Origin of the sequence: Bacillus tequilensis KCTC 13622, from assembly GCF_000507145.1 — a bacterium.
Lineage (GTDB): Bacteria > Bacillota > Bacilli > Bacillales > Bacillaceae > Bacillus > Bacillus tequilensis.
The window spans coordinates 15,472-35,105 of the sequence record NZ_AYTO01000044.1; the positions used below are offsets into that span (position 1 = coordinate 15,472).

Genomic DNA, 19,634 nt, shown 5'->3' on the forward strand with positions numbered 1-19,634 from the left:
GAGGACAAAAACATGGAAGAAACGATTCTTTTTACTGTCCAGAATGATCACATTGCCGTCATCACGTTACACAGACCTCAGGCGGCAAATGCTCTTTCAGCTGAAATGCTGAGAAGCCTGCAATCGATTCTTCAGGAAATTGAATTCAACTCAAACATTCGCTGCGTCATCCTCACAGGCACCGGCGAAAAAGCGTTTTGTGCGGGGGCTGACCTAAAAGAAAGGATCAAGCTGAAAGAAGATCAGGTTCTTGAAAGTGTATCTCTCGTTCAAAGAACTGCGGGTTTACTTGAAGCCTTGCCTCATCCAGTCATAGCTGCGATAAACGGAAGCGCATTAGGCGGCGGTCTTGAACTGGCATTGGCATGCGACCTTCGCATCGCAGCTGAAACTGCCGTGCTGGGCCTTCCAGAAACAGGGTTAGCCATTATCCCGGGGGCAGGAGGAACCCAAAGACTGCCTCGTCTGATTGGCAGAGGAAAAGCAAAAGAACTCATTTTCACAGGCAGACGCGTAACAGCACATGAAGCAAAAGAAATAGGTCTTGTAGAGCATGTCACGGCTCCTTGTAACCTTATGCCAAAAGCAGAGGAACTGGCCGCAGCAATTTCTGCCAATGGGCCGATCGCTGTCCGGCAAGCAAAATTCGCGATCAATAAAGGATTGGAGACAGACCTCGCCACAGGTCTGGCAATTGAACAAAAAGCATATGAACATACCATTCCGACAAAAGACAGGAGAGAAGGGCTTCAGGCGTTTCAAGAAAAAAGACGGGCTGTATACAAAGGCATATAAAAGGGAGGACATGCTCATGGATTATGAAAAGGAACGGACAGAGCGGGCCGAAAGGATACAAAAAGGCGGGGCGGAAAAGTATCATCAGAGCAACAAAGAAAAAGGCAAGCTCTTTGTCAGAGCGCGGCTTGCTCTTTTGTTTGATGATGATATTGAGCTTGAAGACGCTTTTTTTGCGGAATGCATGTCAGACGGGCTTCCGGCTGACGGTGTAGTAACTGCCCTCGGCAAAATTGGCGGCCGAACCGTTTGCGTCATGGCCAATGATTCGACGGTGAAAGCAGGCTCATGGGGAGCAAAAACTGTTGAAAAAATCATCCGCATTCAAGAAACAGCCGAAAAATTAAACTGCCCGCTCATTTATTTAGTCGATTCGGCAGGCGCCAGAATCACTGACCAAATCAATGTTTTTCCAGGGAGACGCGGGGCAGGAAGAATTTTTTACAACCAAGTCAAACTATCGGGACGAATTCCGCAGATCTGCCTGCTTTTCGGACCGTCTGCGGCAGGGGGCGCATATATCCCGGCCTTCTGTGACATAGTCGTCATGGTAGACGGTAACGCCTCCATGTATCTAGGCTCGCCGCGGATGGCAGAAATGGTCATTGGCGAAAAAGTGTCTCTCGAGGAAATGGGAGGCGCCCGTATGCATTGCTCAATCTCAGGCTGCGGGGATATTCTTGCAGATACAGAAGAAGAAGCCATACGTTTGGCGCGGACTTATTTGTCGTACTTCCCGGCAAATTACCAAGAAAAAGCGCCCATGCAAGAGAATCACCCGCCAAAACGCTTCGATATCCCTCTTGCCGACATCATTCCGCAAAACCAAAATGCGCCTTTTGATATGAAAGAGCTGATTGAGCGGGTCATTGACGAAGGTTCACTTTTTGAAATCAAGGCTTTATTCGCACCTGAATTAATAACGTGCCTCGCGCGAATTCACGGACAGCCTGTCGGCATTGTTGCAAATCAGCCAAAGGTCAAAGGAGGCGTCTTATTTCACGATTCAGCGGATAAAGCAGCTAAATTTATTACCTTATGTGACGCATTCCATATTCCATTGCTGTTTTTAGCAGATATCCCCGGCTTTATGATCGGCACAAAGGTAGAACAAGCGGGCATTATCAGGCACGGAGCAAAAATGATATCAGCGATGTCGGAAGCAACCGTTCCAAAGCTCTCTGTCATTGTCCGAAAAGCGTACGGAGCGGGTTTGTATGCAATGGCAGGACCGGCCTTTGAACCAGATTGCTGTCTAGCGCTCCCAACCGCCCAAATCGCGGTCATGGGCCCTGAAGCAGCTGTAAACGCCGTTTACGCGAAAAAAATCGCCGAGCTGCCGAAAGAAGAGAGGGCACAATTTATCAGCAGCAAACGCGAGGCATACAAAGAGGACATTAATATCTACCGGCTGGCTTCAGAAATGATTGTCGATGCCGTGATCCCGGCTAATTCGCTGCGTGATGAGCTGGCAAAACGGCTTAAAGCATATTCGACAAAGGAAATGACATTTACCAACCGAAAGCACCCGGTTTATCCTGTATAGAAAAGCAAAGACTTAAGGAGCGCCAAAAGCGCTCTTTTTATATTTACAATAAACACATTATGTAAACTAATCAGTTTTTGCATAAAACCCTATGTTTTTTAGAATAGTAAATAAAGGCTGCCGCATCTCTGGCGGCAATTGTCAGTTCATCATAAAAAGGGGCCTACATTATGTATCATTTATATTCACATAACGACTTGGACGGAGTAGGGTGCGGAATCGTAGCAAAATTGGCATTCGGAAAAAACGTTGAGGTCCGGTATAACTCTGTCAACAGTTTAAACGCACAGGTGCAGTATTTTTTAGAGAAAGCGAAAGAGAGCAACAGACAAGACGCGTTATTCATTACCGATCTCGCCGTCAACGAAGAAAACGAAGAGAGATTGAATGAGTATGTTCATGCGGGCGGGAAGGCGAAGCTCATTGACCATCATAAAACAGCCCTTCATTTAAATGAGCACGAATGGGGATTTGTCCAGGTGGAATACGATGATGGACGGCTCACATCCGCGACATCGCTTTTATATGGCTATCTCATTGAAAATGGCTTCATGAAACCGACAAACGCCTTAGATCAATTTGCAGAGCTCGTCCGCCAATATGATACTTGGGAGTGGGAGCGGTACGATCAAAAACAGGCGAAGCGGCTTAATGATCTGTTCTTTTTGCTGTCAATCGATGAATTTGAAGAAAAAATGATTCAGCGTCTTTCTGCGCATGACAAATTTTTCTTTGATGATTTTGAAGAAAAGCTGCTTGATTTAGAAGACGCGAAAATCGAGCGCTATCTCCGGAGAAAGAAAAGGGAAATGGTGCAAACCTTTGTTCACGAACACTGTGTGGGCATTGTTCACGCAGAATCTTATCATTCTGAGCTGGGAAACAGGCTCGGAAAAGAAAATCCGCACCTCGATTATATTGCGATTTTAAGCATGGGGTCAAAACGGGTCAGCCTGCGCACGATTCATGATTACATCGATGTGTCAGAAATCGCCGGCCGATACGGAGGCGGCGGACATGCTAAGGCATCCGGCTGTTCAATCACCGACGACGTATATGAATTGTTTGTGGCTGAAGCATTCCGAATTGATCCTGTGCGGCCGGATGCTTTCCGTAATATCTATAATGTAAAGGGATCTGCGAACGGATCATTATACGAAAATCGGGAACAAATGAGATTTTTTCTGTTTCCTTTAGACAGCGAGTGGAATATCCAAATGAACGGAGAAACACAGGATGAAACATTCGCAGCGTTTGAAGAAGCTGAATGGTTTATTAAGAGAAATTATGCCGCATCGCTTGTGCGGGACGAAGTATTTGTCGCATTTTTAGCAGAGCATTTGAAGCTGGCAAATCAGCATCACAGGTAAAAAAATATGCATAGGGGAGATCAGCCGTCCCTATGCATATCCGCTAGCTACCGTTTAAAGATGGCTGCCCGTTTTTTAATCACAAAATAAAGCGCAATCACGACAATAGCCAGTATCATAATCGGTGTTGTATAAGTGCCCGCAATGTTCTCAACATGATCCCACTGGCTTCCGAGCTGAATGCCTAAATAAACAAAAAGGATAGACCACGGGATGATCGCAAGCACAGTCAGTGCCACAAATTTAGAAAAAGGCATTTTGGCAATGCCTGCGGGAATCGATATCGCATGTCTGACAACCGGTATAAAACGTGCCGAGAAGACAACTCCAGCGCCGTACTTTTGAAACCAGTTTTCTGACATGTCAATATGATGCTTCTTAATGAATAAGTACTTCCCGTATTTGTCCAAAAACGGTCTGCCGCCATACCGCCCGATCCAATAAATAAAGATCTGGGCAATGGTGCCCCCGATAACACCCGCAATAATGGCGCCAATAAATCCAATCGTGCCTTCCGATACCATATAGCCGCCATAGGCCAATACAATCTCACTCGGAATGATTTCAATCATCAATCCAAGCGCAATACCCGCATATCCCATACTCGTCAGCCATGTTAAAATTTCGCTTATCAAACTGCCCACATTCTTCACAACCTGTCCTAATCTTTTTCACTATTATATGACTGATGAACGAATAAGATGGTTACAATTTTTTTCGCAGCATTTCTTTCGTTTCCCGTTTGATCACATCCTCTAAATAAGCCAAAAGCTGAGATCTCATATCGGGGCGCATTAAGCCGATTTCAGTGCTCGCTTTAAAAAACAGCCCAGCTTATCGCCAATGTCCCATAACGGCGATTTCTGAAGGTGTTCTTGACTATATCCTTCACGTCATACACATCCCATGAGATCCAGAAGTATTTATTATACCATATTTGCTGACATCCTCAGGGTGGACTGGCCGCACGCCGACAAAGCATCGTATACATCTATTAATTACCGTAGAGCTGGTTTTTCAGACACCGTACTATCATCACCTAAGGGCTCATCTCTGATAAAATGCTCCGCACCCAGCACGCATCACCTAATCCGGGCGGCTCTTTCTCGCGGTTGTAATGAATGTTGGCCAAATCTGCGAATCTGCGGCCTCTTCTACAACATATTGGATTGCTGGTTTGTCCACGATTGGGAGCATTTCTTTCCGCCACACTTTTGTCGCCGGCAGAAATCCTAAACCAGCTGCGGGGATGACCGCTTTTCTCACTTTTTTCTCTTCACTCCTGATCCTGTATGTTTTTCAACGAATCTCCAAATACCCAGATTCGGTTTCCGATAAAATTCATCACCATTCCGCCGATAGTGGCAGTGAGCTTACTCACCAAAAGCGAACAGCCGCCTTTTTGAAACAAATAAAGCAGCAAAAAGGTGATCCCCGAGGCAGCAATATTCATCGTGAGAAAACGCACGATCTCTTTCCCGTCAGCCTTATGTTTAACACCAAACGTCCAATTGCGATTCCACACATAGCTGTTGGTGATACCTGCAGAATAGGAACAGATCTGCGCCGGCAGATAAGGGACATGACAAGCGGTAAGAAGAAAGAAGACACCAAAATCGATCAGCGTATTGCCGACACCCACGGTACAAAAACGGCCTAATATCTTTATTTTTTCTTTCAGCATAACGGCACCCGGCTTTGACCTCCCATCATAAAAGATGCAGATGGCTTTCTTATTTGTTGATATGGATTACTTTAGCGGACAGTGTTGAAAAAACAATTAATAAAATATGAACAAAACATGAAAAAGAAATGAGAGCTTCTCCGGATGCCTTCATGAACAAGGCGGAAAACACATTTCCTGATGAGATCGGCTCATCACTTACAGCGTTTACAGGAAGCGGTGGATAGCTTATTACATAAAGGCTTCTCGGACACCATGCAGATGCAGCTTGAAAGCGTTAATGAACCGAGCAAAACGATCCGCCCTATTACCGATTGCCGTACATCAAAGCCTTGTTCACAAAAAGTTGACAAAATATGACGGATTTCGAAAGGGGGTTTGCGAATGATAACGAAATGTCTTATAAAGAAGTACAATGCAAACAGAAATCAGCGGAAGAAGCAGCCGGAATTCAATAGATTGAGAGGTTCCGCGCCTTGATTCCCTATCAGCCAAAACAATTTGTTTCTAATGATAAATTCCTCTTATGAAGATGCAGCTTGCATTCAGCAATGGTGTGGATCGATTTACTGCATCAATCAGTATCCAGGCAAGATCATTCATATCATTCTATGTCATATTTCATCATTGCAGATTTTTCTCATCCATATCCATTCCTTGTACAACATCTAATCGAGCGGAATCAATTTACAATCCTCGACAGATACATAGATGAATTTTTACAATTAATAAATAATGTATAATTTCTGACACAATTATGTCGATAGACCTAAAACATATGAGGGGAGGTCTTAGTGAAGAAGAGTCGGTAACAGCCTTCTATCCCGGCTCTTATCCCCTTTCTTTAAGACTGATTGTTCGGTGCAGCCCCATCTTCTATTTCATGAATAAATGTATCCAGTTCCTTCGTAAAATCGAACAATAACCCCTCCAAAAGTATTCTATACACATTTGTTATAATCATGCTAGGATGTTATATAAAGGCATAATTTGTATGATATTGTATTTCTATTCGATATGATCGGAGGAATCTCATGAACAATCTTGCCTTTTTGTTTCCTGGACAAGGGTCTCAATTTGCAGGAATGGGCAAACATTTTTGGAATGATTTTGCGCTCGCAAAGAGATTGTTTGAAGAAGCCAGTGATGCGATTTCCTTGGATATGAAAAAGCTGTGTTTTGACGCTGATTTGAATGAATTGACAAAGACAATGAACGCGCAGCCGGCAATTTTAACGGTCAGTGTCATTGCTTTTAAAGTGTATATGCAGGAAATAGGGGTGAAGCCGCGCTTTCTTGCAGGTCATAGCTTAGGTGAATATTCAGCGCTTGTCTGTGCCGGCGCTCTTTCTTTTCATGATGCCGTTACACTTGTAAGGCGGCGGGGAATTCTTATGCAAAATGCGGATCCCCAGCAGCAGGGGACAATGGCCGCCGTGACTGAGCTTTCTCTTCAAACATTGCAGGAAATATGTTCGAAAGTGTCGACGGAAGAATGTCCAACAGGTGTTGCCTGCATGAATTCAGACCGGCAGCATGTCATTTCCGGACATCGGCAAGCTGTGGAGCGTGTCATCAGGATAGCGGAGGAAAAGGGAGCTAGACATACTTTTTTGAATGTCAGTGCGCCTTTTCACAGTTCGATGATACAACCAGCATCCGAACAATTCCAGACTGTATTACACCAGTATTCCTTCCGGGATGCCGCATGGCCGATCATTTCAAATGTCACCGCGCGCCCATACAGCAGCGGAAATTCGATCAGCGAACATCTCAAGCAGCACATGACGATGCCGGTAAGATGGGCGGAATCAATGCATCACTTGCTTTTACAAGGAGTCACGGAAGTCATCGAAATGGGGCCGAACAATGTCTTATCCGGTCTGCTGAAAAAAATAACGAATCATATTGCACCTTATCCTTTAGGACAGACATCTGATATTCACCAGCTTTCCAACTCAGCGGAAAGAAATAAACATGTTGTCCGTTTACGCAAAAAACAACTGAATCAATTAATCATTCAATCCACTATTGCGAGAAATTACAACAAGGATTCATTGGCTTATTCCAACATGACGACGCCATTATTTACGCAAATCCAAGAGCTGAAAGAGAGAATGGAAAGACATGACGAAGAGCTTTCAGAACAAGAGCTCGAACATTCGATCCATTTATGCAATTTAATTTGCGAGGCTAAACAGCTTCCAGCTTATGAACAATTGCGGATTTTAAAATAAAGCGCCCAGGAGGGAACCTATGTATACCAGTCAGTTCCAAACCTTAGTCGATGTCATTCGGGAAAGAAGCAATATATCTGATCGCGGGATCCGTTTTATCGAATCCGATAAAAAAGAGACAGTTGTTTCTTACCGCCAATTGTTTGAAGAGGCGAAAGGCTTTCTTGGCTATTTACAGCATATCGGCATTCAGCCCAAGCAGGAAGTTGTATTTCAAATCCAAGAAAACAAATCATTCGTCGTTGCTTTTTGGGCTTGTTTATTAGGAGGAATGATCCCGGTGCCGGTCAGTATCGGAGAAGATGATGACCATAAGCTGAAGGTCTGGCGCATTTGGAATATATTAAATCATCCGTATCTGATTGCCTCTGAAAAAGTATTAGACAAAATAAAGAAATACGCTGCAGAACACGATTTACAAGATTTCCATCAGCAATTAAACGGGAAATCTGACATCATTCAAGATCAAACCTACGATTACCCCGCTTCGTTATATGAACCTGATGCGGATGAACTGGCTTTTATCCAATTTTCTTCAGGATCAACAGGAGATCCAAAAGGAGTCATGTTAACGCATCACAACTTAATACATAACACGTGCGCCATTCGGAATGTCCTGTCCGTTGACTCGAAAGACTCTTTCTTATCCTGGATGCCTTTAACGCATGATATGGGGCTCATCGCCTACCACCTTGTTCCCTTCTTAGTCGGAATCAATCAGCATCTGATGCCTACAGAATTATTTATTCGCAGACCTATGCTTTGGATGAAAAAAGCTCATGAACACAAAGCCAGTATTCTATCCTCTCCTAATTTCGGATACAACTACTTCCTTAAATTTTTGAAAAACGAACCGGACTGGGATTTATCCCACATCAGAGTCATCGCAAACGGTGCAGAACCGATATTGCCGGAGCTCTGTGACGAATTTTTGACCAGATGTGCAGCATTCAATATGAAAAGATCCGCCATTTTGAATGTTTACGGTTTAGCGGAAGCTTCTGTCGGCGCCGCGTCCACTAAACCAGAGGATGAATTCGTTCCCGTTTATCTGCATCGCGACTATTTAAACCTCGGTGAAAGAGCTGTAAAGGTCAGCAAAGAGGATGAACATTGCGCTTCATTCGTCGAAGTGGGACAACCCATTGACTATTGTCAGATCCGAATTTCCAATGGGGAAAATGAAAGAGCAGAAGACGGAATCATCGGTCACATCCAGATTAAAGGAGACAATGTCACTCAAGGATATTATAACAACCCCGAAAGTACGGCCAAAGCGCTGACTTCTGACGGCTGGATAAAAACGGGGGACCTCGGATTCATTAATGAAAGTGGCAACCTAGTCGTAACCGGAAGAGAAAAGGACATTATTTTCGTGAACGGAAAAAATATCTACCCTCACGATATTGAACGGGTTGCGATTGAAATGGAAGAGGTTGAGCTAGGAAGGGTTGCCGCCTGCGGTGTATATGATCAAAAGACGCGAAGCGAAGAAATCGTGCTCTTTGTTGTTTTCAAAAAATCGCCTGAAACATTTGCACCGCTTGTCAAAGAGGTCAAAAAGCATTTATACAAGCGGGGCGGCTGGAGCATAAAAGAAGTCCTCCCGATCAAAAAGCTGCCGAAAACAACGAGCGGGAAGGTGAAACGATATGAACTGGCCAGACAGTATGAGGCAGGGGATTTTTCATCAGAGTCTGCCTCCATTAATGAATGTTTGGAGAGCGGCCCGGAAAAAACCGGACAGACTCCCATTCATGAAATCGAAACGGAATTACTGTCTATCTTTTCCGATGTGCTCGATGGGAAAAAGGTTCACCTCACTGACAGTTATTTTGATATGGGCGCAAATTCATTACAGTTATCGCAGGTTGCCGAGCGTATAGAACAGAGGTTTGGACGCGAGCTTGCCGTCTCCGACCTCTTTACGTATCCTTCTATTACTGATTTGGCGGCATATCTGTCTGAAAGCCGGGCTGAAATCAAGCAGGACGTGACAGCGAAACCAACCCGTGTGACGCCTAAAGACATCGCCATAATCGGAATGTCGCTCAATGTTCCGGGAGCATCGACTACAAGTGATTTTTGGGATTTGCTAGAAAAAGGAGAACACAGCATTCGAGAATACCCTGCATCCCGGCTGAAAGATGCGGCGGATTATTTAAAGTCCATCCAAAGTGACTTCAATGAGAATCAGTTTGTGAAGGGCGGTTATTTAGATGAAATCGACCGCTTTGATTATTCGTTTTTCGGTTTAGCGCCTAAAACCGCTCAGTTTATGGATCCTAACCAAAGACTGTTTTTGCAGTCTGCATGGCATGCGATTGAAGATGCGGGCTATGCCGGGGACGGCATAAACGGGAGCCGGGTCGGGGTATATGCGGGGTACTCGAAGGTGGGCTACGATTATGAACGCCTCCTTTCTGCGAATTATCCGGAGGAACTTCATCAATATATAGTAGGCAATCTTCCTTCCGTGTTAGCCAGCCGGATCGCTTATTTCTTAAATTTAAAAGGGCCGGCGGTCACAGTGGATACGGCCTGTTCTTCATCGCTTACCGCCGTTCATATGGCATGCAAATCTTTAATTTCCGGCGATTGTGACATGGCTCTGGCCGGCGGGATCCGGACATCGCTCTTGCCGATCCGCATCGGACTTGATATGGAATCTTCGGACGGGTACACGAAAACGTTCAGCAAAGATTCAGACGGCACGGGCTCGGGTGAAGGCGCGGCGGCAGTCCTGTTAAAACCTTTGCAGGATGCAGTTCGCGACGGAGACCATATTTACGGCGTGATTAAAGGAAGCGCGATAAATCAAGACGGAACGACCGCCGGGATTACCGCACCGAATCCGGCAGCTCAGACTGAGGTCATTGAGACGGCTTGGAAAGACGCGGGTATTGCTCCTGAAACGCTGTCTTTCATCGAAGCGCATGGCACCGGAACAAAGCTCGGCGATCCGGTTGAATTTAACGGGCTTTGTAAAGCGTTTGAAAAATACACGGCAAAAAAACAATTTTGTGCGATTGGTTCTGTTAAATCGAACATCGGTCATTTGTTTGAAGCAGCTGGCATCGTCGGACTGATCAAATCTGTCCTCATGCTGAATCATAAGAAAAACCCGCCTTTAGCACACTTTAAGGAACCTAATCCGCTCATTCACTTTCACTCTTCACCATTTTATGTGAATCAGGAAGCTGCGGAGTTCACATCCTGTGATGAGCCGCTGCGAGGCGGAATCAGCTCGTTCGGTTTTAGCGGAACGAATGCTCATGTGGTGTTGGAGGAATATACCTCTCAAAGTGAGGATGCACCCGAGGACGAACATGAGCCGCACTTATTTGTTTTATCTGCTCATACTGAAAATTCACTCTATGAACTCGCACAGCAGTACCGGCAATATGTATCGGATGACAGCCAAGCTTCATTGAAGTCCATTTGCTATACAGCCAGTACGGGCAGAGCTCATTTGGATCATGGTATTGCCATGATTGTATTCAGTAAGCAGGAATTATGTGACAAGCTGACTTCCGTAATCCAGGGAGACAGACATCTTCCCGGAGTATACGTTGGTTATAAGAACTTGAAGGAAATGCTGCCTGCCCATAAAGAGGAGCTGAATAAACAAGCATCCGCTCTGATGGAGCAGCGTATACGAACGCATGATGAACGGATCGCATGGCTGAATCGCGCCGCCGAATTATTTGTGCAGGGAGCCGTTATAGAATGGAGCGCCATTTACGCCGGTGAAACCGTACAAAAAACGCCATTACCCCTGTATCCGTTTGAACGGAACCGCTGCTGGGCTGAAGCTGACCAATTGCGCCTAAACGAGGGCCAAGAGAAAGGAGAAGCCGCATTGAACATCAATCAATCGAAGGCGCATATTGAATCCTTCCTGAAAACTGTCATCAGCAATTCTTCCGGAATCAGAGCGGAGGAACTCGATCTGAATGCCCATTTTATCGGGCTCGGAATGGATTCTATCATGCTGTCACAGGTCAAAAAAGCTATCGCGGATGAATTTGGGATAGACATCCCGATGGATCGTTTTTTTGATACGATGAACAACCTTCAAAGTGTCATCGATTACTTGGCTGAGACCGTTCCATCGTCTCATGCATCCGCTCCGGCTCAAGAGAATGTTCCGACGCAGGAAACACTGGTCATCCCAGAAGCACAGCCTGAATCTGATCACAGAGAAGATCACCAAGGGCATATGCTCGAAAAAATAATCGCTTCTCAAAATCAATTAATCCAGGACACCTTGCAAGCTCAGTTAAATAGCTTTAATTTGCTGAGAAACGGCGGTCATCATTCCGATGTGAAAAAACACGATAAAGCAAAAGAGAAATCAATTCCTTCTGTCAAGCAGGGGCCTCCGGCTGTCACTGCAGAAAAGACATTGACTCAAGAAACGAAACCTTATGTTCCTTTTCGGCCTCAGAACCTGCATGAACAGGGACACTATACCGCACGGCAAAAACAATACTTAGAAGATTTCATCGTGAAATACGCAGATAAAACGAAAGGTTCCAAACAGTATACGGACAACACCCGATTTGCTCATGCAAATAACCGTAACTTGTCCAGCTTCCGTTCATATTGGAAGGAAATCGTGTACCCGATTATTGCCGAACGTTCTGACGGTTCCAAGATGTGGGATGTTGACGGCAATGAATACATTGATATCACCATGGGATTCGGGGTTAACCTTTTCGGACACCATCCTTCCTTTATTACACAGGTTATCGATGATTCAGTCCGTTCATCATTGCCTCCGCTCGGCCCAATGTCGAATGTCGCAGGAGAAGTTGCCGATCGGATCCGCACATGCACTGGGGTGGAAAGGGTCGCTTTCTATAATTCCGGAACAGAGGCTGTCATGGTTGCCCTTCGTTTAGCGCGGGCGGCAACAGGAAGAAAGAAAGTTGTGGCCTTCTCGGGATCTTATCACGGTACGTTTGACGGGGTATTAGGGGTTGCCGGCACTAAAGGCGGAGCCTCGTCTGCGAATCCGCTGGCTCCGGGTATACTGCAGAGCTATATGGATGATTTGATTATTTTACATTACAACAATCCCGATTCGCTCGATGTGATTCGCAGCCTTGGTGATGAATTGGCAGCCGTACTGGTGGAACCTGTACAAAGCCGCAGGCCGGATTTGCAGCCGCGGGCATTTTTGAAAGAATTGCGGGCGATCACGCAGCAATCCGGAACAGCTTTGATTATCGATGAAATTATTACCGGATTTCGGATCGGTCTCGGCGGCGCCCAGGAATGGTTCGGTATTCAGGCTGATTTAGTGACCTACGGAAAAATCATCGGCGGCGGACAGCCGTTAGGGATTGTTGCCGGAAAAGCTGAATTCATGAATGCGATCGACGGGGGAACCTGGCAGTATGGGGACGATTCCTATCCGCAAGATGAGGCGAAACGCACGTTTGTGGCCGGCACATTCAATACTCACCCGCTTACCATGAGAATGTCGTTAGCCGTGCTTCGCCATTTACAAACCGAGGGGGAACACCTATATGAACAGCTGAATCAAAAAACAGCCTCCCTGGTTGATCGGCTAAATCGCTTCTTTGAACAATCGCAAGTGCCTATCCGCATGGTTCAATTCGGTTCTTTATTCCGGTTTGTCTCATCGCTTGATAACGACTTGTTCTTTTACCATCTCAATTATAAAGGGATCTATGTGTGGGAAGGACGCAACTGCTTCCTATCCACGGCACATACCGCGGATGATATTGAACATATCATTCAAGCTGTTAAAGACACGGTGAAGGATCTTCGCCGAGGCGGATTTATTCCGGAAGGCCCGGATTCTCCTGATGACGGCGGCCATAACAAATCCGGGGCGTACGAGCTTTCAGATGAACAAAAACAATTGGTCATGGCATCCCATTATGGAAATGAAGCTTCTGCAGCTTTAAACCAGTCCATTATGCTGAAAGTAAAGGGTGAACTGCAGCATACACCATTAAAACAAGCCGTCCGGCATATCGTCGACCGTCATGAAGCTTTACGTACGGTGATTCATCCCGATGACGAGGTACAGCAGGTGCAGGAACGGATGACTATAGAAATACCTGTCATTGATTTTACCGGTCATCCGGAAGAGCAGCGGGAAACAGAAATTCAGAAATGGCTGACTGAAGATGCCAAACGGCCGTTTCACTTCTATGAACAAAAGCCCTTGTTTAGAATCCATGTGCTTACATCGGCCCACAATGAACACCTGATTGTGCTCACGTTTCACCATATCATTGCTGATGGATGGTCGATCGCCGTTTTTGTTCAAGAGCTGGAGAGCAGCTACGCGGCAATCGTACAAGGAAAATCAATTCAGCAAAAAGAGGCCGCTGCTTCATTTCGCCAATATTTAAACTGGCAGCAGGCGCAAATTGCCAGCGGCCATTATGAAGAAGGAGTCCGGTATTGGCGGCATCATTTCTCAGAACCGATACAGCAGGCAGTCCTGCCGGGCGCCGCTTCTGCCCGCCACCAGAACGGATACGAGGGAGACCGGTGTACCGTCCGGCTTGGGCGGCCTTTAAGCGAGGCCTTAAAGTCTTTAAGCATTCGGATGAAAAATAGCGTATTTGTAACGATGCTTGGTGCATTTCACCTTTTTCTGCACCGGCTTACCAAACAGACGGGCCTTGTAATCGGGATGCCGACAGCCGGTCAATCCCATATGAAACAGTATGATCTGATTGGAAATTGCGTCAATATGATTCCGGTAAAAAACACGGCTTCTTCAGAAAGTACTTTATCCGGCTATCTGGGCCGGATGAAAGAAACCGTGAATCAAGCAATGCGCCATCAAGCCGTTCCGATGACACTGGCGGCCAGAGAACTTCCGCACGATCATGTGCCGGACATGCGTATTATTTTTAATTTGGACAGGCCTTTTCGAAAGCTTCACTTCGGAAAGGCGGAAGCTGAGCTCGTTGCTTACCCTATGAAATGCATTTCATACGATCTGTTTCTTAACGTAACGGATGTGGATCAAGAATACATTCTTGATTTTGATTTTAATACGAATGTCGTCAGTCCGGAGATCATGAAAAAGTGGGGAGCGGGCTTTACGACATTGCTGCAAAAGATGGTTGAGGGGGATTCAGTCCCTCTTAACGCCCTGGTGATGTTTTCCGATGAAGAACAGCATGATTTACAAGAACTGTACGCCGAACACCAAAAGCGGGTCTCTTCAATCGTAAGCAATACGGAAAACTTTGCTGATGCCTACGAGGCGCCGGCAAATGAAACGGAGCGGCAGCTGGCGCAGATTTGGGAGGAACTATTCGGCCTTGAGCGGGTTGGCAGATCAGATCGCTTTCTAGATCTGGGAGGAAACTCACTCCAAGCGACGCTTATGCTTTCCAAAGTTCAGAAGACATTTGATCAAAAGGTTTTAATCGGACAATTTTTCAATCACCAGACTGTTAAGGAATTAGCGCGTTTCATTGAGAATGAAAAGAAAGTCATGCACCTCCCGATAAAGGCTGCTGAGAAAAAAGCGTATTACCCAACATCGCCGGCGCAGCAAAGAGTATATTTCCTCCACCAAATGGAGCCGGATCAACTGGCTCAAAATATGTTCGGGCAAATATCAATGATAGGGCAGTACGATGAGCACGCCCTGATTTCTTCCCTTCAGCAAGTCATGAAGCGGCATGAAGCGTTTCGCACGTATTTTGAAATTGCAGATGGCGAAATCGTCCAGAAACTTGAAGATGAAGTGGATTATAACGTTCAAATCCGGACGATGAGCCGGGACGAATTTGACGCCTATGCAGACCGATTTGTAAAACCATTCCGTTTGGAACAAGCTCCTTTGGTTCGCGCGGAACTGATCAAGATCGATAACGAACAGGCTGAGCTGCTCATCGATATGCATCATATTATTTCAGACGGTTATTCCGTCAACATCCTTACAAATGAATTGCTGGCTTTATATCATCAACAACCATTACCGGACATTGAATTTGAATATAAAGATTTCGCAGAATGGCAAAACCAATGGCTGAATGAGGATGTCATGAAGCAGCAAGAAACATATTGGCTGGAACAATTTCAAGACGAAATCCCGGTCCTTCAACTGCCGACAGACGGTTCAAAAGCGGCGGAACAGTCTTCCGAGGGACAGCGCGTGACGTGCTCCTTACAGCCGGATGTCATCCGTTCGCTGCAAGATCTGGCAAAAAAGGCGGGAACGACTCTTTATACGGTGCTTCTGGCCGCCTACAAAGTGCTGCTTCACAAATATACGGGACAAGAAGACATGGTCGTAGGCACGCCTGCTTCAGGAAGAAATCATCCGGATATTGAAAATATCATCGGTATTTTCATACAAACCATCGGAATCCGAACGAAGCCGCACGCCAATCGAAAGTTCTCGGATTACCTGGAAGAAGTAAAGCGGCAGACGCTTGACGCTTTCGAAAACCAAGACTATCCATTCGACAGGCTTGTGGAGAAATTAAATGTCCAGCGGGAAACAACGGGAACATCGCTGTTTAACACGATGTTTGTGTTTCAAAATATTGAATTTCATGAAATCCGGCACGATGAATGTACGTTTAAGGTGAAAGAGCGAAATCCAGGGGTCTCTTTATATGATTTGATGCTGACGGTCGAAGATGCGGGACAACAGATCGAGATGCATTTTGATTTTAAACCGGGACAGTTTGAAAAAGACACCATTGAACAGATCACCAGACACTATACCGGCATTTTAAACAGCCTTGTGGAGCAGCCGGAGATGACTCTGTCTTCCGTTCCTATGCTGTCTGAAACCGAACGGCATCAATTGCTGACGGAGTGTAATGACACAAAGACGCCGTATCCGCATAAGGAAACAGTAACCCGATGGTTTGAAAAACAGGCGGCACAGCGGCCCGATCATGCAGCCGTTATTTTTGGCAATGAGCAGTATACGTACAGACAGCTCAATGAACGGGCGAACCAATTGGCGCGGACGTTACGGATAAAAGGCGTACAAGCGGATCAATTCGTTGCCATCCTTTCTCCGCATTGCCTTGAGCTGATTGTTGGAATTTTGGCAGTTCTGAAATCCGGCGGTGCATATGTGCCTATTGACCCTGAATATCCGGAAGATCGGATTCAATATATGCTGAGAGATTCAAAAGCGGAGGTTGTGTTGACACTTCAGAGCCTGCAAGATCAATTACCGTATGATGGTGACGTTGTGCTTTTGGATGAGGAAAGTTCATATCATGAGGACCGCTCGAATCTTGAATTGGATAGCAATGCACATGATTTGGCCTACATGATCTATACGTCGGGTTCTACGGGAAATCCGAAAGGTGTACTCATCGAGCACCAAGGGCTGGCTAATTATATTTGGTGGGCGAAAGAGGTTTATGTAAAGGGTGAGAAAACCAACTTCCCATTATACTCTTCCATCTCTTTCGATCTGACGGTGACTTCGATATTTACACCGCTGGCTACAGGAAATACCATCATTGTCTTCGATGGAGAGGACAAAAGCGCCGTGCTTTCTGAGATTATAAAGGACACAAGAATAGACATGATCAAATTGACACCGGCACATTTGCATGTCATCAAGGAGATGAATATAGCAGGCGGCACCGCAATACGGAAAATGATTGTGGGCGGAGAAAATTTAAGCACCCGTCTGGCCAAAAGTGTCAGCGAGCAGTTTAAAGGCCGGCTGGACATTTTCAATGAATACGGACCGACGGAAGCTGTCGTCGGATGTATGATTTATCACTTCGACGCAGAACGGGACAAGCGGGAATTTGTACCGATCGGCACTCCGGCTGCCAATACGGATATTTATGTGGCGGATGCAAGCAGAAACCTAGTTCCGATCGGGGTAATCGGCGAAATGTATATCAGCGGCCCGGGTGTGGCCAGAGGGTATTGGAACCGCCCGGATTTAACGGCAGAGAAATTTATTGAAAACCCATTTATACCGGGAGCGAAGATGTACAAAACAGGGGATTTGGCTAAACGATTGAAGGATGGAAATCTTGTATATATTGGGCGCGTTGATGAACAAGTCAAAATCAGGGGACACCGAATCGAGCTTGGGGAAATTGAAGCGGCGATGCATAACGCGGAAGCGGTGCAAAAAGCCGCGGTTACAGTGAAAGAAGAAGAAGACGGCTTAAAACAATTATGCGCGTATTACGTAAGCGACAAGCCTTTAGCGGCTGCGCAGCTTAGGGAACAACTGTCATCGGAGCTTCCGGACTACATGGTTCCTTCTTATTTTGTCCGTCTGGACGATATGCCGTTAACGTCCAACGGGAAAATAAACCGTAAGGCACTGCCCGCGCCAGAAGCGAGTCTGCAGCAGACAGCTGAATATGTTCCGCCGGGCAATGAGGCGGAGTCCAAACTCGCAGATTTATGGCAGGAAGTGCTCGGAATAAGCCGTGCGGGGATTAAACATAATTTCTTTGATCTCGGAGGGAACTCCATTCGCGCAGCGGCCTTAGCCGCCAGAATTCAAAAAGAGCTGGATGTGAATCTGTCTCTAAAAGACATATTCAAGTTTCCTACCATTGAACAATTGGCTGAAAAGACGTTACACATGGACAAAAATCAATATGTACCGATCCCGGCCGCAAAGGAAATGTCCTATTATCCGGTTTCTTCAGCTCAGAGACGGATGTATTTGTTAAGTCACGCAGAAGGCGGCGAGCTGACTTACAATATGACGGGTGCCATGAGCGTGGAAGGAGAAGTTGATCCCGACCGGTTAAACGACGCTTTCCAAAAATTAATCGAGCGTCATGAAGCGTTGCGGACCAGCTTTGAATTATATGAAGGTGAGCCGGCACAGCGAATTCATCAGAGCGTCGAATTTACAATAGAACAAATTCAAGCAAGCGAAGAAGCAGCGGAAGACCGTGTGCTTGAATTCATCCAAGCATTTGATTTAGCCAAACCGCCTCTGATGCGAGCGGGATTAATTGAAATTGAACCTTTGCGGCATGTGCTTGTGGTTGATATGCATCATATCATTTCTGACGGCGTGTCCGTCAATATTATGATGAACGATCTGAGCCAGCTCTACGCAGGGAACCAACCGGACCCGCTTTCAGTTCATTATAAAGATTATGCGGTTTGGCAGCAATCGGACATTCAGAGACGGAACATCAAGAGCCAGGAAGCGTATTGGCTGGATCAGTTTCACGATGACATTCCCGTACTGGATATGCCTGCGGATTATGAGAGACCTGCCATACGCGATTACGAAGGCGAATCCTTCGAATTTGTTATACCGGAACACTTGAAACAGCGTTTAAGCCATATGGAAGAAGAAACAGGCGCAACACTGTATATGATTTTATTGGCGGCCTATACGATTCTTTTATCTAAATACAGCGGACAAGAGGATATTATCGTAGGAACGCCGTCTGCCGGGCGGACTCATTTGGATGTGGAGTCAGTTGTGGGAATGTTCGTCAATACGTTAGTCATTCGGAATCACCCGGCGGGCCGTAAAACATTTGATGCCTACTTAAACGAAGTAAAGGAAAACATGCTGAACGCCTATAAAAACCAAGACTATCCGTTGGAAGAATTGATACAGCATTTACATCTTCCGAAAGATTCAAGCCGCAACCCTTTATTCGATACGATGTTTGTGCTGCAAAATCTCGACCAGGCTGAATTGACATTTGATTCCCTGCAGCTCAAGCCGTATCCATTTCATCATCCGGTTGCCAAGTTCGATTTGACCTTGTCGATTCAGGCGGATCACGACAACTATCACGGGCTGTTTGAATATTCGAAAAAAATGTTTAAGAAAAGCAGAATCGAGATTCTATCAAACGACTATTTACACATCCTATCAGCGATTCTGGAACAGCCGGACATTCTGATCGATCAAATCGGATTGAGCAAAAGTATTGAGGAAGAAGAGAACGCGCTTGATTCTATTCAATTGAACTTTTAGGGAATAGCATTTATTTCTTTAAATTATATAAAAT

7 protein-coding genes and 2 pseudogenes are annotated in these 19,634 nt (G+C 45.7%); 6 read left to right on the forward strand and 3 right to left on the reverse strand.

Going from position 1 to position 19,634, the window contains the following annotated elements; translation table 11 throughout:
• Positions 1-12 precede the first annotated feature (12 nt).
• From V756_RS0121335 to nrnB, 3 genes are all read left to right on the forward strand, one after another.
• The gene (locus tag V756_RS0121335) at positions 13-795 is read left to right on the forward strand and encodes an enoyl-CoA hydratase (protein WP_024716456.1); all 783 of its coding nucleotides are present in this window, start codon (positions 13-15) and stop codon (positions 793-795) included.
• A gap of 10 nt (positions 796-805) precedes the next feature.
• Complete coding sequence (locus V756_RS0121340) at positions 806-2,341, forward strand: acyl-CoA carboxylase subunit beta (RefSeq protein ID WP_081719957.1); 1,536 nt, start codon at positions 806-808, stop codon at positions 2,339-2,341.
• Between the two features lie 170 nt (positions 2,342-2,511).
• Positions 2,512-3,711 (forward strand): oligoribonuclease NrnB, encoded by a 1,200-nt coding sequence (nrnB, locus tag V756_RS0121345; protein WP_024716458.1) that lies wholly within the window; start codon positions 2,512-2,514, stop codon positions 3,709-3,711.
• A 47-nt stretch (positions 3,712-3,758) separates the two neighbouring features.
• On the opposite strand, the gene uptA is transcribed toward nrnB, so the two are convergent.
• From uptA to V756_RS0121360, 3 genes and pseudogenes are all read right to left on the reverse strand, one after another.
• Complete coding sequence (gene uptA, locus V756_RS0121350) at positions 3,759-4,355, reverse strand: undecaprenyl phosphate transporter UptA (RefSeq protein WP_024716459.1); 597 nt, start codon at positions 4,353-4,355, stop codon at positions 3,759-3,761.
• 61 nt (positions 4,356-4,416) lie between these two features.
• A pseudogene (locus V756_RS1000000123790) lies at positions 4,417-4,998 on the reverse strand (hypothetical protein).
• Positions 4,988-5,395 (reverse strand): GtrA family protein, encoded by a 408-nt coding sequence (locus tag V756_RS0121360; RefSeq protein ID WP_024716461.1) that lies wholly within the window; start codon positions 5,393-5,395, stop codon positions 4,988-4,990. The pseudogene V756_RS1000000123790 and the gene V756_RS0121360 overlap by 11 nt, the downstream one beginning before the upstream one ends.
• Before the next feature lie 128 nt (positions 5,396-5,523).
• On the opposite strand from V756_RS0121360, the pseudogene V756_RS1000000124665 reads away from it, so the two are divergent.
• The 3 genes and pseudogenes from V756_RS1000000124665 to V756_RS0121380 all read left to right on the forward strand — a co-directional run.
• Positions 5,524-5,726, forward strand: a pseudogene (locus tag V756_RS1000000124665) (6-carboxyhexanoate--CoA ligase); the annotation flags it as partial.
• Positions 5,727-6,429: 703 nt separating this feature from the next.
• Positions 6,430-7,632, forward strand: coding sequence for an ACP S-malonyltransferase (gene fabD / locus V756_RS0121375; RefSeq protein WP_024716462.1), 1,203 nt, complete (start codon positions 6,430-6,432; stop codon positions 7,630-7,632).
• Between the two features lie 19 nt (positions 7,633-7,651).
• The gene (locus tag V756_RS0121380; RefSeq protein WP_024716463.1) at positions 7,652-19,600 is read left to right on the forward strand and encodes a non-ribosomal peptide synthetase/type I polyketide synthase; all 11,949 of its coding nucleotides are present in this window, start codon (positions 7,652-7,654) and stop codon (positions 19,598-19,600) included.
• Positions 19,601-19,634 lie beyond the last annotated feature (34 nt).

Excerpts from the sequence above, each read along its gene's own strand:
- V756_RS0121335 (WP_024716456.1), top strand. The coding sequence starts at position 13 with ATGGAAGAAACGATTCTTTTTACTGTCCAGAATGATCACATTGCCGTC.
- V756_RS0121340 (WP_081719957.1), top strand. The coding sequence starts at position 806 with ATGCTCATGGATTATGAAAAGGAACGGACAGAGCGGGCCGAAAGGATA.
- nrnB (WP_024716458.1), top strand. The coding sequence starts at position 2,512 with ATGTATCATTTATATTCACATAACGACTTGGACGGAGTAGGGTGCGGA.
- V756_RS0121360 (WP_024716461.1), bottom strand. The coding sequence starts at position 5,395 with ATGCTGAAAGAAAAAATAAAGATATTAGGCCGTTTTTGTACCGTGGGT.
- fabD (WP_024716462.1), top strand. The coding sequence starts at position 6,430 with ATGAACAATCTTGCCTTTTTGTTTCCTGGACAAGGGTCTCAATTTGCA.
- V756_RS0121380 (WP_024716463.1), top strand. The coding sequence starts at position 7,652 with ATGTATACCAGTCAGTTCCAAACCTTAGTCGATGTCATTCGGGAAAGA.